Annotated in this window: 14 protein-coding genes and 1 tRNA gene; 10 read left to right on the plus strand and 5 right to left on the minus strand. The window is 71.5% G+C overall.

All coding sequences use genetic code 11. The annotated features are described in order from the left end of the window. Positions 1-13: 13 nt before the first annotated feature. The gene (gene topA / locus J2X46_RS18630; protein ID WP_310253213.1) at positions 14-2,728 is read left to right on the plus strand and encodes a type I DNA topoisomerase; all 2,715 of its coding nucleotides are present in this window, start codon (positions 14-16) and stop codon (positions 2,726-2,728) included. Between the two features lie 4 nt (positions 2,729-2,732). On the opposite strand, the gene J2X46_RS18635 is transcribed toward topA, so the two are convergent. Continuing rightward, complete coding sequence (locus J2X46_RS18635; RefSeq protein ID WP_310253215.1) at positions 2,733-3,446, minus strand: histidine phosphatase family protein; 714 nt, start codon at positions 3,444-3,446, stop codon at positions 2,733-2,735. Positions 3,447-3,624: 178 nt separating this feature from the next. Here J2X46_RS18635 and J2X46_RS18640 point away from each other — a divergent pair, with 178 nt between their 5' ends. From J2X46_RS18640 to J2X46_RS18655, 4 genes are all read left to right on the plus strand, one after another. Next, positions 3,625-4,329, plus strand: a complete 705-nt coding sequence (locus J2X46_RS18640) for a hypothetical protein (protein WP_310253217.1) — start codon at positions 3,625-3,627, stop codon at positions 4,327-4,329. Between the two features lie 110 nt (positions 4,330-4,439). Next, positions 4,440-5,078: a dTMP kinase gene (tmk, locus tag J2X46_RS18645; RefSeq protein ID WP_310253219.1), complete on the plus strand. Its 639-nt coding sequence runs from the start codon at positions 4,440-4,442 to the stop codon at positions 5,076-5,078. Continuing rightward, the gene (locus tag J2X46_RS18650; protein WP_310253220.1) at positions 5,075-6,247 is read left to right on the plus strand and encodes a DNA polymerase III subunit delta'; all 1,173 of its coding nucleotides are present in this window, start codon (positions 5,075-5,077) and stop codon (positions 6,245-6,247) included. Before tmk ends, J2X46_RS18650 begins: the two co-directional genes overlap by 4 nt. Further along, complete coding sequence (locus J2X46_RS18655) at positions 6,244-7,800, plus strand: alpha/beta hydrolase (protein ID WP_310253221.1); 1,557 nt, start codon at positions 6,244-6,246, stop codon at positions 7,798-7,800. The genes J2X46_RS18650 and J2X46_RS18655 overlap by 4 nt, the downstream gene beginning before the upstream one ends. Before the next feature lie 3 nt (positions 7,801-7,803). Here J2X46_RS18655 and J2X46_RS18660 read toward each other — a convergent pair whose 3' ends face one another. Beyond that, a complete protein-coding gene (locus tag J2X46_RS18660; RefSeq protein ID WP_310253223.1) occupies positions 7,804-8,247 on the minus strand; it encodes an OsmC family peroxiredoxin in 444 nt (147 codons plus the stop codon). Between the two features lie 132 nt (positions 8,248-8,379). On the opposite strand from J2X46_RS18660, the gene J2X46_RS18665 reads away from it, so the two are divergent. From J2X46_RS18665 to J2X46_RS18675, 3 genes are all read left to right on the plus strand, one after another. Beyond that, a tRNA-Thr gene (locus tag J2X46_RS18665) sits at positions 8,380-8,452 on the plus strand. 176 nt (positions 8,453-8,628) lie between these two features. Next, a complete protein-coding gene (locus J2X46_RS18670) occupies positions 8,629-9,903 on the plus strand; it encodes a hypothetical protein (protein ID WP_310253224.1) in 1,275 nt (424 codons plus the stop codon). 24 nt (positions 9,904-9,927) lie between these two features. Next, positions 9,928-10,920, plus strand: a complete 993-nt coding sequence (locus J2X46_RS18675) for an aldo/keto reductase (RefSeq protein ID WP_310253226.1) — start codon at positions 9,928-9,930, stop codon at positions 10,918-10,920. 26 nt (positions 10,921-10,946) lie between these two features. Here the strand turns inward: J2X46_RS18675 and J2X46_RS18680 are convergent, their stop codons facing one another. Genes J2X46_RS18680 through J2X46_RS18690 form a run of 3 tightly spaced genes read right to left on the minus strand, consistent with a single transcriptional unit; the run spans position 10,947 to position 13,669 of the window. Continuing rightward, positions 10,947-11,375, minus strand: a complete 429-nt coding sequence (locus J2X46_RS18680) for a DUF1810 domain-containing protein (RefSeq protein WP_310253227.1) — start codon at positions 11,373-11,375, stop codon at positions 10,947-10,949. Further along, positions 11,372-12,184, minus strand: a complete 813-nt coding sequence (locus J2X46_RS18685; protein WP_310253228.1) for an IclR family transcriptional regulator C-terminal domain-containing protein — start codon at positions 12,182-12,184, stop codon at positions 11,372-11,374. Before J2X46_RS18685 ends, J2X46_RS18680 begins: the two co-directional genes overlap by 4 nt. Before the next feature lie 3 nt (positions 12,185-12,187). Beyond that, positions 12,188-13,669, minus strand: a complete 1,482-nt coding sequence (locus J2X46_RS18690; protein ID WP_310253230.1) for an amidohydrolase family protein — start codon at positions 13,667-13,669, stop codon at positions 12,188-12,190. A 172-nt stretch (positions 13,670-13,841) separates the two neighbouring features. Here J2X46_RS18690 and J2X46_RS18695 point away from each other — a divergent pair, with 172 nt between their 5' ends. Both J2X46_RS18695 and J2X46_RS18700 read left to right on the plus strand, forming a co-directional pair. Further along, positions 13,842-15,005, plus strand: coding sequence for a CaiB/BaiF CoA transferase family protein (locus J2X46_RS18695; RefSeq protein WP_397215177.1), 1,164 nt, complete (start codon positions 13,842-13,844; stop codon positions 15,003-15,005). After that, positions 15,002-15,787, plus strand: a complete 786-nt coding sequence (locus J2X46_RS18700; protein WP_310253235.1) for a citryl-CoA lyase — start codon at positions 15,002-15,004, stop codon at positions 15,785-15,787. Before J2X46_RS18695 ends, J2X46_RS18700 begins: the two co-directional genes overlap by 4 nt. Position 15,788 lies beyond the last annotated feature (1 nt).

The following is a 15,788-nucleotide window of genomic DNA, read 5'->3' on the forward strand; positions in this document are numbered from 1 at the left end:
GAGCAGTGAAGAAGTGGCAAAGCTCGTCATCGTCGAGTCCCCGGCCAAGGCCCGCACCATCGGTGGGTACCTCGGCCAGGACTACGTCGTCGAGTCCTCGATCGGACACATCCGCGACCTGCCGAACAACGCGGCAGACACCCCGGCCAAGATCAAGGACAAGCCGTGGGGCCGCCTCGCGGTCGACGTCGACAACGGCTTCGAGCCCTACTACGTCGTGCCCCGCGACAAGAAGAGCCACATCGCCAAGCTGAAGAAGCTGGTCAAGGACGCCGACGCCCTCTACCTCGCCACCGATGAGGACCGCGAGGGAGAGGCCATCGCCTGGCACCTCCTCGACGAGCTCAAGCCGCCGAAGGGCCTGCCGGTCCACCGGATGGTCTTCCACGAGATCACCAAGCCCGCGATCCTCGCCGCCGTCGACAACCCGCGCGAGATCAACGACGACCTCGTCGAGGCCCAGGAGGCCCGCCGCATCCTCGACCGCCTCTACGGCTACGAGGTCTCCCCGGTGCTGTGGAAGAAGGTCATGTCCGGCCTCTCCGCCGGCCGCGTGCAGTCCGTGGCGACCCGCCTGGTCGTCGACCGCGAGCGCGAGCGGATGAAGTTCAAGGTCGCCTCCTACTGGGACCTCGACGCGACGTTCGACGCCGGCACCGGCCACGACCCGCGGATGTTCCCCGCGAAGCTCCACAGCATCGACGAGGTCCGCGTCGCCCGCGGCTCCGACTTCGACAACACCGGCGTGCTGAAGGGCAAGGGTGAGCGCGTCCACCTCAGCCGCGCCGACGCCGAGGCGCTGGCGTCGGGCCTGAGCGAGACGTCGTACGCCGTGCGCTCGGTGGAGTCCAAGCCCTACCGCCGCTCGCCCTACCCGCCGTTCCGCACCACCACCCTCCAGCAGGAGGCGAGCCGCAAGCTCGGGATGAGCGCCAGCGTCACCATGTCGGTGGCCCAGCGCCTCTACGAGAACGGCTACATCACCTACATGCGTACGGACTCCACGACGCTGTCGGGTGCCGCGATCGGTGCCGCCCGCGACCAGGTGCGCGAGCTCTACGGCGCCGAGTACGTCCCCGACTCCCCGCGCACCTACACCTCCAAGGTGAAGAACGCGCAGGAGGCGCACGAGGCGATCCGCCCGGCCGGCGACACGTTCCGCACGCCCGCCCAGACCGGTCTGAGCGGTGAGCAGTTCCGCCTCTACGAGCTGATCTGGATGCGCACCGTCGCCTCGCAGATGAAGGACGCGACCGGCAACTCGGTGACCATCCGCCTCGGTGGCGCGGCCGCCGACGGTCGTGACGTCGTCTTCAGCGCGAGCGGCCGCACGATCACCTTCCACGGCTTCCTCAAGGCCTACGTCGAGGACATCGACGACGCGTCCAAGCGTCGCGACGACGCCGAGACGCGCCTGCCGAACCTCACCGAGGGCGCCGCGGTCTCGGCCGCCACGCTCACCCCGGAGGGCCACGAGACCAAGCCGCCGGCCCGCTACACCGAGGCCACGCTGATCAAGGAGCTCGAGGACCGCGAGATCGGCCGCCCGTCGACCTACGCCTCGATCATCGGCACGATCCTCAACCGCGGCTACGTCTACAAGAAGGGCACCGCCCTCGTCCCGGCGTGGCTGGCCTTCTCGGTCACCCGCCTGCTCGAGGAGCACTTCCCGCGCCAGGTGTCCTACGAGTTCACCGCCTCGATGGAGGACGTGCTCGACGAGATCGCCAACGGCCAGCGCGACCGCGCGACCGAGCTCGGCGAGTTCTACTACGGCTCCGGCGACGTGATCGGCCTCAAGACCCTGGTCACCGACCTGGGCGAGATCGACGCCAAGGAGATGGCGACCTTCGCCATCGGCACGCCCGACGACGGCATCAACCTGCGCGTCGGCCGCTACGGCCCGTACGTCGAGGGCCCGGGGCCCGAGGGCGGCGAGGCAGGTGCGCCGATCCGCGCCAACGTCCCCGACGACCTGCCGCCCGACGAGCTGACCGTGGCCAAGGCCAAGGAGCTGCTGGCCAACCCGGCGGGCGAGGAGCAGGTCGTCGGCAACCACCCCGACACCGGGCTCCAGATCGTCGCCAAGAACGGTCGTTTCGGCCCCTACGTCACCGAGCTGCTGCCCGAGGACGCGCCCAAGAGCGCCAAGCCGCGCACCGGCTCGCTCTTCAAGTCGATGACCCTCGACACCGTCTCGCTCGAGCAGGCCGTCAAGCTGCTCGACCTGCCGCGCGTCGTCGGCGTGGACGAGGACGGCACCGAGATCACCGCGCAGAACGGTCGCTACGGCCCGTACCTCAAGAAGGGCACCGACTCCCGGTCCCTCACCTCCGAGGACCAGATCTTCGACATCACCCTCGACCAGGCGAAGGCGATCTACGCCCAGCCCAAGCAGCGCGGTCGCGGCGCGGCCACCCCGCCCCTCAAGGAGCTCGGCAACGACCCCGTCTCCGGCCAGCCGGTCATCGTGAAGGCCGGCCGCTTCGGCGAGTACGTCACCGACGGCGAGTACAACGCCACCCTCCGCAAGGACGACACGGTCGAGTCGATCACCCTCGAGCGCGCGGCGGAGCTGCTCGCCGAGCGTCGCGAGCGCGGCCCGGCGAAGAAGGCGGCCAAGAAGGGCGCGAAGAAGGCGCCGGCGAAGAAGACGGCTGCCAAGAAGACCACCGCAAAGAAGACTGCTGCGAAGAAGACGACGAAGAAGGCCGCCAAGAAGTCCTGACGGCTCACGTGGTGCCGATGGCGGAGTCGGTGATGAGCGTCCCGTCGAGGTGCGGGAGCCAGTTCACCCGGATCGCGGTGCGCCCCCACGGGACGTCGTCCGCGGTGTCCTCGACCAGCGTGATCGAGGCGTTGGCCAGCTCGAAGGCGCCGTCCAGCTCGGCGACGCCGAGCAGTCGCGCCAGGAGCACGTTGCCGAACCAGCCGTGCGAGACCAGGCCCACCACGTCGCCAGGGTCGTGACGTTCCTCGAGCGAGGCCAGCAGCCGGTCGGCGCGGGCGATGTACGCCGAGCGCTCCCCCTCGACCTCGCCCCTCCACCAACCGTCCTCGCCCACCCAGTCGGGGAGGTGCAGGCGGTCGGACAGCGCGGCGAGCGCACCGCGGCCGGACCCGGGGTGGGCGACCCGCGCACCCGAGGTCTCGTGGAGGTCGTAGGGGCCGCCGACCTCGAACAGGTCCTCGTGCAGCTGCAGCGGGAGGTCCAGCGCGTCGGCCAGTGGCGCGGCCGTCTGCACCGCCCGCACCATGGGGGAGGCGTAGAGGTGCGTGAGGCGCCACGGCAGCCCCGGCTCGGTGGCGTACGACGCCAGCGCAGCGGCCTGCTGCTCACCGAGCGGGGTCAGCCGCGTGTCGACCTCGCGGCCGGTCTCGTCACCGGTCTCGGCCCACAGCTTGTTGTTGTTCGACTGGCCGTGGCGGACGAGCACGAATCGCATGCCCGCGAGTCTGGCACGCGCGTGCCCGGCTCAGGACTCCGACGGAGCGACCGTGCGCTGACGCGCGTCCTTGAGCTCCAGCGCGGCGCCGACCACCCAGGCGATGCCGCCGAAGGTGGTTCGCACCAGAGCAGGCGCGGTCTCGTCTACGCTTCGGCCCACGGGAGAGGGGGCGACCATGGCGGTCGAGGTGACCACGCCTGCGCTGAGGGCGCACGACGAGTGGCTGGACCGGCGCTGGCGCCTGACCGGGCTGCTCGTGGCGATGATGGCGCTCACGACGGCGGCGCTGCTCGTCGCCACGGGCACGCGTCCCGCGTCCTACGGCGACCTGCTCTCCGACGTGGCCAGCGGCAAGGTGAGGGAGGTCAGTGTCGCGGGCCCGGACGTGCCGAAGGCAGGCGACAGCGTCGAGCTCCGCTGGAAAGTGCTCGCCGACGTCCTCGACCAGTACGCCGTGGTCCACGTCGGTGACGACCGCGGGTACGACGCCTGGCAGGAACCCGTGTTCACCAGCTCGGGCGACCCGCTGGAGACGCTCCGCAGCATCAACCGCGACATCGTCCTGACGCCTGCCTCCTCCTCGGACGCCCCGAGCACCTCGTTCATGGAGTGGCGGGCACCGGGCGCCGTCGTCCTTCTGGCGCTGGCGACCTGGCTGGCGGTGCTGCTGCTGATCGTCGGCGGGCCCGAGCCGTGGCGTGCCACCCGGTGGGCGTGGGGCTGGGCGTGGATGCTGACCGGCCCCCTGGGGAGCGTCGCGTACCTCCTCCTCGGCGGGCCGCTCGGAACGTTCCGGCCGAGGGACCGGCGTCGCCGCCTGACCGGGGGCTGGGCCTTCCTGGCCGCGATGATCGTCCCGGCCTCCTGGGTCTCCCGCTGACTCCTGCCCGCCGTGTCCCACCCCGCCCGTAGGGTGTGCGACGTGAAGACCACCCCGCGGAGTTCTCCTCCTCCGCTGCGCTCCCCCGGACAACTCTGCGGGGACCCCGGATGAGCGCAGGGGTGTATTCGGAGCACGGCCTCTTCGTCTGCTTCGAGGGCGGCGACGGGGCGGGCAAGTCGACCCAGTCGCGCCTGCTGCGTGACTGGCTCGTCGAGCGCGGCGAGACCGTGCTGCTCACCTTCGAGCCCGGTGACACCGAGGTCGGCAAGGAGATGCGGCGCATCGTCCTCGACCCGGCGACCGGCCACCTGTCCGACCGCACCGAGGCGCTGCTCTACATCGCCGACAAGGCCGAGCACGTCGACCACGTCGTGCTGCCGGCCCTCGCGCGCGGCGAGGTCGTCATCACCGACCGCTACGTCGACTCGACCCTCGCCTACCAGGGTGCCGGGCGCACGCTGGAGGTCTCGGAGGTGGAGGCCGTCGCCCGGTGGGCGACCGCCGACCTGCGCCCCCACCTGACCGTCGTGCTGGACCTCGAGCCGGAAGCGGGTCTGGGGCGCTTCGCCGGGCGCGACCGGATCGAGGGGCAGTCGCTGGAGTTCCACCAGCGGGTGCGGCAGGGCTTCCTCGACCTCGCGGCTGCGGCCCCCGACCACTACGCCGTGCTCGACGCGCGGGCGCCGATCGACGAGATCGCCGCCGCGATCCGCGCGCGCATCGAGCCGCTGCTGGAGGGTCGATGACGACCATCACGGGAGCCGTCTGGGACGACCTCGTCGGCCAGCAGCCGCTCATCGGCACGCTGCGCGAGGCCGCCGCCGGCCACGGCATGACCCACGCGTGGCTCTTCACGGGTCCGCCCGGCTCGGGCCGCTCCAACGTCGCGCGCGCCTTCGCGGCCGCGCTCCAGTGCGAGACCGGCACCGGCTGCGGCACGTGCGAGGCCTGCCGGCTGGTGATGAGCGGGTCCCACCCCGACGTGACCGTCGTACGCTCCGAGACGACCGTGCTCTACGTCGACGACATGCGCGAGCTCGTGCAGCGCTCGGCGAAGTTCCCGGCGCTGGGGCGCTGGCAGGTGATCCTCGTCGAGGACGCCGACCGGCTCGGCACGCCGGAGAACCCGCGCACCGGCAACGCGCTCCTCAAGGCGATCGAGGAGCCGACGCCCAAGACGGTCTGGCTGCTGTGCGCGCCGACGCGGGCCGACGTGCTGCCGACCATCGCGTCGCGCTCGCGACACGTCACCCTGGCCACCCCGACCGCACCCGAGGTCAGCGACTTCCTCGTGCGGCACGGCATCGACGCGACCATGGCGTCGTTCGCCGCCCGCGCCAGCCAGGGCCACATCGGCCGGGCCCGCGCGCTGTGCGTCGACGAGGACGCCCGGCGGCGCCGGCGCGAGGTCGTCTCGCTGCCGTCGCGGCTCACCTCGCTCGGAGCGGTGATGACCGCCGCGACCAACCTCGCCGAGATCGCGAAGGAGGAGACCGCGGCAATCACCGCCGATGCCGAGAAGCGCGAGCTCGAGGGACTCCAGTCGATGTTCGGCAGCGAGCGCAAGGACACCACGAGCCGGGCCTACCGGGCGGCGCTCTCGGCGCTGGAGAAGCTGCAGAAGCAGAAGGCCCGCCGCCGGGTGCTCGACGTCATCGACCGCTGCCTGATGGACCTCGTCTCGGTCTACCGCGACGCCATCGCCGTGTCCGTCGAGGCGCCCGGTCACCTCGTCAACGAGGAACTGCGCGCCGACGTCGAGGTCGTCGCCCGGGCTGCCTCGCCCGAGCAGCTGCTGCGCATGATCGACGCGATCTTCACCGCCCGCGAGCAGATGCTGGAGTTCAACGTGCCGCCACAGCTGGCCCTGGAGTCGATGACGGTCGCGCTGCGACTGCCCGGAGGGCACCAGTGAGGCGGATCCTCGCGCTGGTGGCGATCCTCGTCCTGGTGCTCACGGCCTTCGTCGCGGTCGGGATGGCGCTCGAGGGAGACCCGGACGACGCACCGCGGGTGCAGCCGACCCCGTCACCCACGACGCCCCCGCCGGCGTCGGTGACCCAGCCGCCCCGGCCGGTCCTCGAGGAGTTCTACGCCCAGCGCATCGACTGGAAGCCGTGCGCGAGCAACGACGACCAGGACTGCGGCACGCTCACGGTGCCGATCGACTACGCCGACCCGCAGGGCGGGACCATCGACCTCGCGCTCCTGCGCGTGCCCGCGTCGGGCGAGCGCCTCGGCTCGATGGTGGTGAACCCCGGCGGCCCCGGCGTCCCCGGGACGTCGTACGCCGCTGCCAGCAGGCTGGCCTTCCGCAAGCCGCTCCTCCAGGCCTTCGACGTCGTCGGCTTCGACCCGCGCGGCACCGGTCGCTCGGCCCCGATCGACTGCCTGAGCGACGAGGAGATGGACGCCTACGTCGCCGCCGACCCATCGCCCGACACCCCCGAGGAGGTCCGGGACTACAAGCAGACCGTCCTCGGCTTCGGTGCCGCCTGCAAGGCGAACTCGGGCCCGCTGCTCGGGCACGTCACCACGATCGAGGCCGCCCGCGACATGGACGTGCTGCGCTCTGCGCTGGGCGAGGAGACGCTGACCTACTTCGGTGCTTCCTACGGCACCAAGCTCGGCGCGACCTATGCCGAGCTGTTCCCCGAGCGCGTCGGCCGGTTCGTGCTCGACGGCGCGGTCGACGTCTCGCTCGACCCCGAGACGATGGCGCTCGAGCAGGCAGCCGGCTTCGAGACGGCGCTGCGCGCCTACGTCCAGAACTGCCTCGACTCGACCGACAACTGCTTCCTCGGCGACACCGTCGACGAGGGGCTCGCCACGATCAAGGGCCTCCTCGACTCCGTCGAGGACGAGCCGCTGCCGGCGGGTGATCGCCAGCTCGACGTCGGCAACGCGTTCTACGGGATCGTGATGCCGCTCTACAACCGCGACTACTGGTTCCTGCTGAGCACCGCCCTCGCCTCTGCGCTGGAGGGCAAGGGGTCGGCGCTGATGCAGCTCTCCGACTTCTACTCCTCGCGCGGCACCGACGGGTCCTACGACGACAACTCGATGGAGGCGATCTACGCGATCAACTGCCTCGACGACCCGCGCTCGATCGGCTTCGGCAAGGTGCCGTCCGAGCTCGCGGCGTTCGAGGAGGCCTCGCCGACCTTCGGCGAGGTGTTCGCGTGGGGCCTCACCGGCTGCCGCGGCATCGAGGTGACGTCGTCGGAGAAGCCGCTCGACGTCCGTGGCGAGGGCGCGGCCCCGATCGTCGTGCTCGGCACCAGCCGCGACCCCGCCACGCCGATGAAGTGGGCCGAGGCGCTGTCCGCGCAGCTGGACTCCGGCGTGCTCGTGGAGCGCGACGGAGACGGGCACACGGCGTACAACTCCGGCAACGACTGCATCGACGCAGTCGTCGAGCACTACCTCATCGAGGGCACCGTCCCCGACGACGGCACCACCTGCTGAGGCTCAGCCCTCCAGCGCCGCGTCGAGGGTGATCGGCACCGCGGCGAGCGCCTTGCTGATCGGGCAGCCGGCCTTGGCCTTGTCGGCCGCGTCCTTGAAGCCTGCGTCGTCGACTCCTTCGACCTCACCACGGGCTGTCAGCACGATGCCGGTGAGCTTGAAGCCGCCGGCGTCCTTGTCGGGCCCGAGCGTGACGTCTGCCTTCACGTCGAGCGCGTGGATGGTGCCACCGGCCTCGGCGAGGAGGTTCGACAGCGACATCGCGTAGCACGCGGCGTGGGCACCGGCGATGAGCTCCTCCGGGCTCGTGGTGCCGTCGGCGTCGTCGGCTGCCCGCTTGGGGAAGTTCACGTCGAACGTGCCGGCGCCGGAGCTGGTGAGCTCGACCTGGCCGTTTCCGCTCATCAGGTCGCCGGTCCAGGCCGTGCGTGCGGAGCGAGTGGGCATCGTGCCTCCTGAGATGGTGTGGTGCGGTCCCTGCCGACGCTAGCGGGTCCGTCGTGACCGGTGATTTCTGTCCGGGCCCGCGGGCTCCGTATACTCGCCCGCGGTCCATCGAGCACGCTCGACGGACCGAGCGCCGCCTTAGCTCAGTCGGTAGAGCGAGTCACTCGTAATGACTAGGTCGTCGGTTCGATTCCGACAGGCGGCTCCGACGCCCCGGGGACCCGAGACCCCGGGGCGTCTTTTACTTTCGGGCAGGTTTGGAATGCGCGCCGGGTAGGTATCAGTCGCGTCGTACGTCAAGGCTTCCTTGCGCTCTCGGCGCGCAGGGCGTGGTCCGACGCACAACGCGCCCCTCACGTCCCTGCCCTGGAGAGACCCTTGATGAAGTCCCGTGCTGCCGCCTCGCTCGTCGCCGCCGCCCTGTCCGTGTCCCTGACCGCTCCCGCGGCCCTCGCCGCCGACACGAGCCACTCGCCTCGCGCTGCAGCCGGCCAGGCGAACGCCAAGCCGGCCGCCACCTCGCTCGCGAGCCTCAAGGCCAAGCTGCGCAAGGCCGTCAAGGCGAAGAAGAAGGCGGCCGCTGCGGTCACCTCGGCTGCGACCAAGGTCCAGGCGGCCAAGGACTCGGGCACCGCGGCGATCTTCGCCCACCAGTCCGCGTCGGTCACCCTCGAGGAGGCCCGCGCCAAGCACGCCACCGCCAAGGCCGCGCTCGACCGGGCCCAGAACCTCATCGGCAACGAGGACGCCCTCTGGGCCGACCTCGACCGGCGGATGGCCGCTGCCCAGGCGGGCTATGCGCCGCTGCGCGACGCCTACAACGCCGCACAGGCCAGGATGACCGAGCTGCAGAACGCCGTGCAGGCGCTGCGGGTGCGCGAGAACGAGGCCAGGACCAACCAGAACGAGGCCGCGGTCTACGCCAGCAACCTGGAGACCAACGAGATCCCCGCCGCGCAGAACGAGTACAACGCCGCGCTGGCGGCCGAGAACGACGCGTGGAACACCAAGGAGGCGCTCCGGGAGGACTTCGCCCGACGAAAGGCCCAGTGGGACGACACCCGCAAGGTGAACGGCCACTGGGAGGGCCTCCGCAGCGGGACGTGGCGCCCGGTGCCCGGCCTCGACGAGGCGGAGGCCCGCCTCGAGGACGCGCAGGCCGCCTACAACGCGGCCAAGAACCGCAGGCAGGACGTCGAGGAGTACCTCAACGTCCTCAACAGGCGGCTCGCCGACGCCCGCGCCAACGTGGCGTACTGGAACGGGATCGCCAACGACCTGCGGGCGCAGGTGGACTCCTACGCGCAGCCGATCGCCGACCAGTCGGCTCTCGTCCGCACGACGGGGGACGCCATGCGGGCGTACGAGGCGAACACCATCGCCCCGCTCTACAAGGAGTTCGACAAGCTCGACCAGGACCTCAAGGCCGCCAAGGCCGCCCTCCCGGCCCTGATCGCCGCGGAGAAGCCGCTCGCCGACGCCCTCGCCCAGGCGAGCGCCGCGCTCGGCGCCGTGACGCCTGCCTACCAGGCCGCCCAGTCCGCGATCGATGCCGCGAACGGCGTCCTCACCCAGGCCAAGGCGGTCCTGGTCAAGGCGACCTCGAAGGTCAAGAAGCTGAAGAAGCAGATCCGCAAGGCCAAGGGTCGCCGCTGACCCGGGACGTGACAGGCTCGTCCCATGGAACACCGCACGCTCGGCAGGACCGGCCGCGAGGTCTCGGTCGTGGGTCTCGGCACGTGGCAGCTCGGCGCCGACTGGGGTGATGTCAGCGAGGGCGACGCGCTGGCGGTGCTGGAGGCCTCGGCCGAAGCCGGCGTGACGTTCTTCGACACGGCTGAGGTGTACGGCGACGGCCGCAGTGAGCGGCTCGTCGGCCGGTTCGTGGCAGTGCACCCCGAGGCCGGCTTCACCGTGGCGACGAAGATGGGGCGCCGGGCCGAGCAGGTGCCGTCCAGCTACGTCGAGGCCAACTTCCGCACCTGGCTCGACCGGTCGCGGGCGAACCTCGGCGTCGACACGATCGACCTCGTGCAGCTGCACTGCCCGCCGAGCGAGGTGATCGACGACGACGCGACCTACGACATGCTCGACCGGCTCGTCGACGACGGTGTCATCGCGGCGTACGGCGTCAGCGTCGAGACCGCCGCGCAGGCCCTCAGCGCGATCGCCCGGCCCCACGTCGCGAGCATCCAGATCATCCTCAACGCCTTCCGGATGAAGCCGCTCGACGAGGTGCTCCCGGCCGCGGTCGACGCCGGTGTCGGGATCATCGCCCGCGTGCCGCTGGCCTCCGGCCTGCTGTCGGGGAAGTACGACCTCGACACCACGTTCGCCGCCGACGACCACCGCACCTACAACCGCGACGGCAGCGCCTTCGACGTGGGGGAGACGTTCTCGGGCGTCGACTACGAGACGGGCGTCCAGGCTGCGCAGGAGTTCTCGGCGCTCGTGTCCGCCGGCCTTCCCGACGTCACGCCGGCCCAGGCCGCCCTCGCCTGGGTCGTCCAGCAGCCGGGCGTCTCGACGGTGATCCCGGGTGCGCGCAATGTCTCGCAGGCGCAGGCCAACGCCGCTGCAGGCGCGGTCGGTGCGCTGCCCGCGCCGTTCCTCGAGGGCGTGCGCGAGCTGTACGACGGACGGATCCGCGAGCAGGTCCACGCCCGCTGGTGACGTTGCGGCAGCCGCCGCGACTCGGCTCACCCGGCCAGAAGGTCGACCGTCCTGGTGTCCCGCTCGCCCTTGAAGAACGCGTCCAGCACGAGCTGGAACGGCGTGTCCGGGCCGGCCGCCAGCACGAACAACGTCATCGACGAGCGGAGCTTGACGTCGTCCGGCGAGCCCAGGATCTCGCGCGCGGTCCGGTCGGCGTGGGAGAGGACCGCCTCGACGCAGTCCGTCAGTCGGGGCCCGAGCACGGGGTGCTCGAGATACGCACGGGCCTCGTCGAGGGAGGCGACGGCGTAGAACCGCGACGTGGGTGACGACCCCAGGCCGGCGACCTGCGGAAAGACGAACCACATCCAGTGACTCGTCTTGCGGCCGGCGCGCAGCTCGCCCAGCACCCCGGCGTACACGCCGTCCTGCGCCTCGACGAAACGATCCAGCCGGTAGGGATCCGCGTTCACCCCAGCGCCCCGGCCACTTCCACATGCGGTCGCGAGGCCCAGAGCGCCCAGTCGGCGCTGACCTCACTGGCGGTACGCACGAGCTGGGGGAGGTGGTCGTCCACGAGGGTGTCGCGGGACGTCTCGGCGGCGTGGACCGTCACGCTCATCGCCGCGCGCACCTCGCCGTCCCCGTCGCGGACGGGCACGGCGATCGAGCGGACGCCCGGCGCGAGCTCCTCGTCGGCGAGGGCCCAGCCGCGGGCGCGGACCTGGCTCAGCTCGTCCATCAGCTCGTCGTGGGTGCGGCCGGCGTACGGCGGAAGGCCCGAGCGGCTGGGGATCTCCAGCACCGAAGCGACCTCGCGCGGCGGCAGCGCGGCGAGCAGCACCTTGCCCTTGGACGTCTGAGGCGCGGGGAAGAGCGTGCCGATCTCGACGCGGAGCGCGATGATCTTCGGCACCGAGACCCGCGCCGTGTACACGATGTCCGAGCCGTCGAGCTGGGCCAGCGACACCGACTCGTTGATGCGGCCGACGAGGTCCTCCATGTGGGGGCGGGCGACGTCCCACAGCCCCAGCGAGCCGACGTACGCCATGCCGAGGCCGATCACCCGCGGCGTCAGCGAGAAGGCGCCGTCGCGCACGCGGACGTAGCCGAGCTCCTCGAGCGTCAGCAGCAGCCGGCGGGCCGTCGGGCGGGCCAGGCCGGCGGCCGTCGCCACCTCCGAGAGGGTCATCGTCGGCTGGTGCGGGCCGAAGCCGGCCAGCACGTCGAGACCGCGAGCCAGCGACTCCACGAAGTCGGGCCCGCTGCCACGACCGGCCATGGGCTACCTCCCCGAGTTCGGCTCGCCGAAGACCGTACCGCGAGCGCCGTGCGTGGTGTGCGAGCGGTAGTCGGTGTACTGGTACGGGTTGTCGAGCACCTTGTGGTCCTCGCCCGGCAGGTCCGGGTTCATGCCCTGCTGCCAGACGTCCTCGCCCATCGCGGAGCGCAGGTGGTCGACGGTGTTCTCGACCTCGGTGCGCACCGACGCGAGGTCGGCGCCGACGAGGCGGTGGTCGCGCTTCACCACGTGGCCGTCGACGAGGACGGTGTGCACATCGCCGCGCTGGGCCTGGAACGCCACGTGGCCGTAGGGGTTCAGCAGCGGGAACGACACGGGGGAGTCGTCGTTCTTGATGAGTACGACGTCCGCCTTGGCGCCCGCCGTGAGGCGACCGAGGTCGTCACGTCCGAGCGCGGCCGCGCCGCCGCGGGTGGCCCACTCGACGACCTGCTCGGCGCGCAGCGCGGAGTGGGTGACGGTGTCGCCGGCGGCGTGCGCCTCGAGGTGCTCGCGCGAGCGGTCCGCGCCGAGGGTCGTGCGCATCGCGCTGAACAGGTCGCTGCTCCACCACACCGACGTGTCCATCGAGAGCGAGACGGGGATGCCGTGGCGGCGGACCTGCCAGGTGGGCGGGTAGCCCTGGCCGGCGCTCTGCTCCGACTCGGTGGAGACCGACACCGAGCCGCCCGTGGCAGCGATCCGGTGGTAGCTGTCGGTGGTCAGCGTCGCGGCGTGGACGTAGACGGTGTCGGGCTGCATGAAGCCGTTCTCGTGCATGAGCCGGATGCCGTCGTCGTTGGTTGCGCCCCACACGCCGGCGTGGGTGGTGACCGGGAGGCCGAGGTCCTGGGCGAGCTCGAAGGCGGCCTTCTCCGGGAAGGCGGGGTCGCCGGTGACGTCGAAGGCCAGCTGGAAGCCGAGCATGTCGCCGTCGGAGCCACGGTTGCGCTCGAAGAAGGCGCGGACCGCCGGGTCGGCCGTCCACTCCCACGGCGCGGCCTGGATGTTGCCGTAGGCGAGGACGTAGCGACCCGGGGCAGAGCGCAACGCGTCGACGGCCGCCTCGGCGTGGTCGACGGTCTGGAGGCCGTGCGACCAGTCGACGGTGGTGGTGACCCCGGCCTCGAGGGCGTCCCAGGCGGAGAGCAGGTTGCCGGAGCGGATGTCCTCGGGGCGGAACTTCGCGCCGTGCTCGAGGTAGTACCAGACGAAGTACTGGGTGAGGGTCCAGTCGGCGCCGTAGGCGCGCATCGCGGTCTGCCACATGTGGCGGTGGGTGTCGATCATGCCCGGCATCACGATGCCGCCGGACGCGTCGATCACCTCGGCGCCGTCGGGGGCGGAGAGCCCGGTCCCCACCTCGGCGACCCGGTCGTCGACGACCAGGACGTCGGCGTCGGTGAGCACGGTGTGCTGGTCGTCCATGGTGAGCACGGTGCCGCCGGTGAAGAGCACCGGTCGGCGGTCAGCCGTGGGGGACATCGATCCGCTCCTTGTCTCGGACACATGTCCGCATGACGGTTGTCGTGATGCAGGTCACTGTGCGTCCGCGACCTCGGCAGTGTCAAGAGTGGTCTTGACAGTCCGTCGGGCGCCTGTCGACACTGGTGCGACGTCCAGCGGACAGATGTCCGCGAATGTCGAAGGGATGCCCGTGACCGACCGTCCGAAGCAGGGGCCGCTCACGGGACTGGTCGTGGCCGACCTCTCCCGGATCCTGGCCGGCCCCTACGCCACGATGCTCATGGGCGACCTCGGGGCCGAGGTGGTCAAGGTCGAGGGTCCGCAGGGCGACGACACCCGCACCTGGCAGCCGCCGGTGCGCGACGGCATGTCGACGTACTTCCTCGGGGTCAACCGCAACAAGCGCTCGATCGCGCTGGACTTCAAGGACGCCGACGACCTCGAGGTGGCGCGCAAGCTGGTCGCGCGCGCCGACATCGTCCTGGAGAACTTCCGCCCGGGCGCGCTGGCCCGCTTCGGCCTCGACTACGAGACCGTGTCGGAGGCCAACCCCGGCGTCGTCTACGCCTCGATCAGCGGCTTCGGCAGCGGCGAGCAGGGTGCGAAGCTGCCCGGCTACGACCTCATCGTGCAGGCCATCAGCGGCCTGATGAGCCTCACCGGCGACCCCGACGGCGAGCCGTACCGCGCGGGCATCTCCGTCTTCGACGTGCTCGCCGGCCTCCACGCGACCATCGGCGTCCTCGCCGCGCTGCAGGACCGGCAGCGCACCGGTCGCGGGCAGCACGTCGAGGTCAACCTGCTCTCCTCCGCGCTGTCGGGGATGGTCAACCAGTCGAGTGCGTACGTCGCCGGCGGCACCGTCCCGTTCCGGATGGGCAACTCCCATCCGAGCCTGTTCCCCTACGAGCCGCTGCCGTGCTCCGACCGCGACCTCATCGTCACCGCCGGCAACAACGGGCAGTTCCGCAAGCTCGTCGAGGTGCTCGGCGTCCCCGAGCTCGCCGACGACCCGCGCTTCGCGCGCAACGAGGACCGCACCGCCAACCGCGACGAGCTGCGCCCGCTGCTCGTGGAGCGCCTCGCCACCCGCACCGCGCAGGAGTGGTTCGAGGACATCATCGGCGCCGGCGTGCCGTGCGGGCCGATCAACACCGTCGACGGAGGCGTCGCCTTCGCCGAGCAGATCGGCCTCGACCCCGTCGTCACCGTGGGCACCGGCGACGCCGCGCTGCCCGGCGTACGTCACCCGATCCGGTTCTCCGACGCCGAGGCCCGCTACGACCTGCCACCCCCGGCGCTCGACGAGCACGGTGCCGAGATCCGTGCGTGGCTCGACGAGGAGACACGATGACACCCGAGTACCCCACCTCCCTGGGCACGTCCACGGCCGACGAGATCCGGCTGCTCGGCCAGGACCTCACCGCCGACCTGATGGGCGAGGTCGGCTTCGGCGAGCTCGCATTCTGGCTGGTGGCGATGCGACGCCCGACGCCGTCGGAGACGCGGCTCTTCGAGGCCGTGCTGGTCGCGCTCGCCGACCACGGCTTCACCCCGACCGCGATCGCAGCGCGGCTGACGTACCTCTCCGCACCCGACTCGCTGCAGGGGGCGCTCGCCGCCGGCCTGCTCGGCGGTGGGTCCCGCTTCCTCGGCGTGACCGAGGACTGCGGCGGCTACCTCCACGACGTCGTCGTCGCCACCGACGACCTGCCCACCGACGACGAGGGCTTCGACGCGCTCGCCCTCGATGCCGTACGACGCACCAAGGAGGCCGGTCAGTTCGTGCCGGGCCTCGGGCACCCGGTCCACAAGGAGCGTGACCCTCGCACGCCCGTGCTGATGCGCATCGCGGAGGAGGAGGGACTGCTCGGCCCGCACCTGCGCCTCTTCGCCGCGATCGGCAGGGTGCACCCCGAGGTGCTCGGCCGGACGCTGCCGCTCAACGGGGCCGGCGTCTGTGGGGCCGCGCTGGCCGACCTCGGGCTGCCGGTGGAGATGCTGCGCGGCTTCGCCCTGCTGGCGCGCGCCGCCGGGCTGCTCGGCCAGCTCGCCGAGGAGCGGCGCCGGCCGATCGGCATGGACGCCTACCTGAGCGTCGACCGCAACGCCGTCTACGTCGACCCCGAGAGCTGAG

This window comes from Nocardioides sp. BE266 (genome assembly GCF_031457855.1).
In the GTDB taxonomy this organism is placed as follows: domain Bacteria; phylum Actinomycetota; class Actinomycetes; order Propionibacteriales; family Nocardioidaceae; genus Nocardioides.

Coding starts and splice junctions, on each gene's coding strand:
- J2X46_RS18635 (WP_310253215.1), bottom strand. CDS start 3,446: ATGCGATTCGTGCTCGTCCGCCACGGCCAGTCGAACAACAACAAGCTG.
- J2X46_RS18640 (WP_310253217.1), top strand. CDS start 3,625: ATGGCGGTCGAGGTGACCACGCCTGCGCTGAGGGCGCACGACGAGTGG.
- tmk (WP_310253219.1), top strand. CDS start 4,440: ATGAGCGCAGGGGTGTATTCGGAGCACGGCCTCTTCGTCTGCTTCGAG.
- J2X46_RS18650 (WP_310253220.1), top strand. CDS start 5,075: ATGACGACCATCACGGGAGCCGTCTGGGACGACCTCGTCGGCCAGCAG.
- J2X46_RS18660 (WP_310253223.1), bottom strand. CDS start 8,247: ATGCCCACTCGCTCCGCACGCACGGCCTGGACCGGCGACCTGATGAGC.
- J2X46_RS18670 (WP_310253224.1), top strand. CDS start 8,629: ATGAAGTCCCGTGCTGCCGCCTCGCTCGTCGCCGCCGCCCTGTCCGTG.
- J2X46_RS18675 (WP_310253226.1), top strand. CDS start 9,928: ATGGAACACCGCACGCTCGGCAGGACCGGCCGCGAGGTCTCGGTCGTG.
- J2X46_RS18685 (WP_310253228.1), bottom strand. CDS start 12,184: ATGGCCGGTCGTGGCAGCGGGCCCGACTTCGTGGAGTCGCTGGCTCGC.
- J2X46_RS18690 (WP_310253230.1), bottom strand. CDS start 13,669: ATGTCCCCCACGGCTGACCGCCGACCGGTGCTCTTCACCGGCGGCACC.
- J2X46_RS18700 (WP_310253235.1), top strand. CDS start 15,002: ATGACACCCGAGTACCCCACCTCCCTGGGCACGTCCACGGCCGACGAG.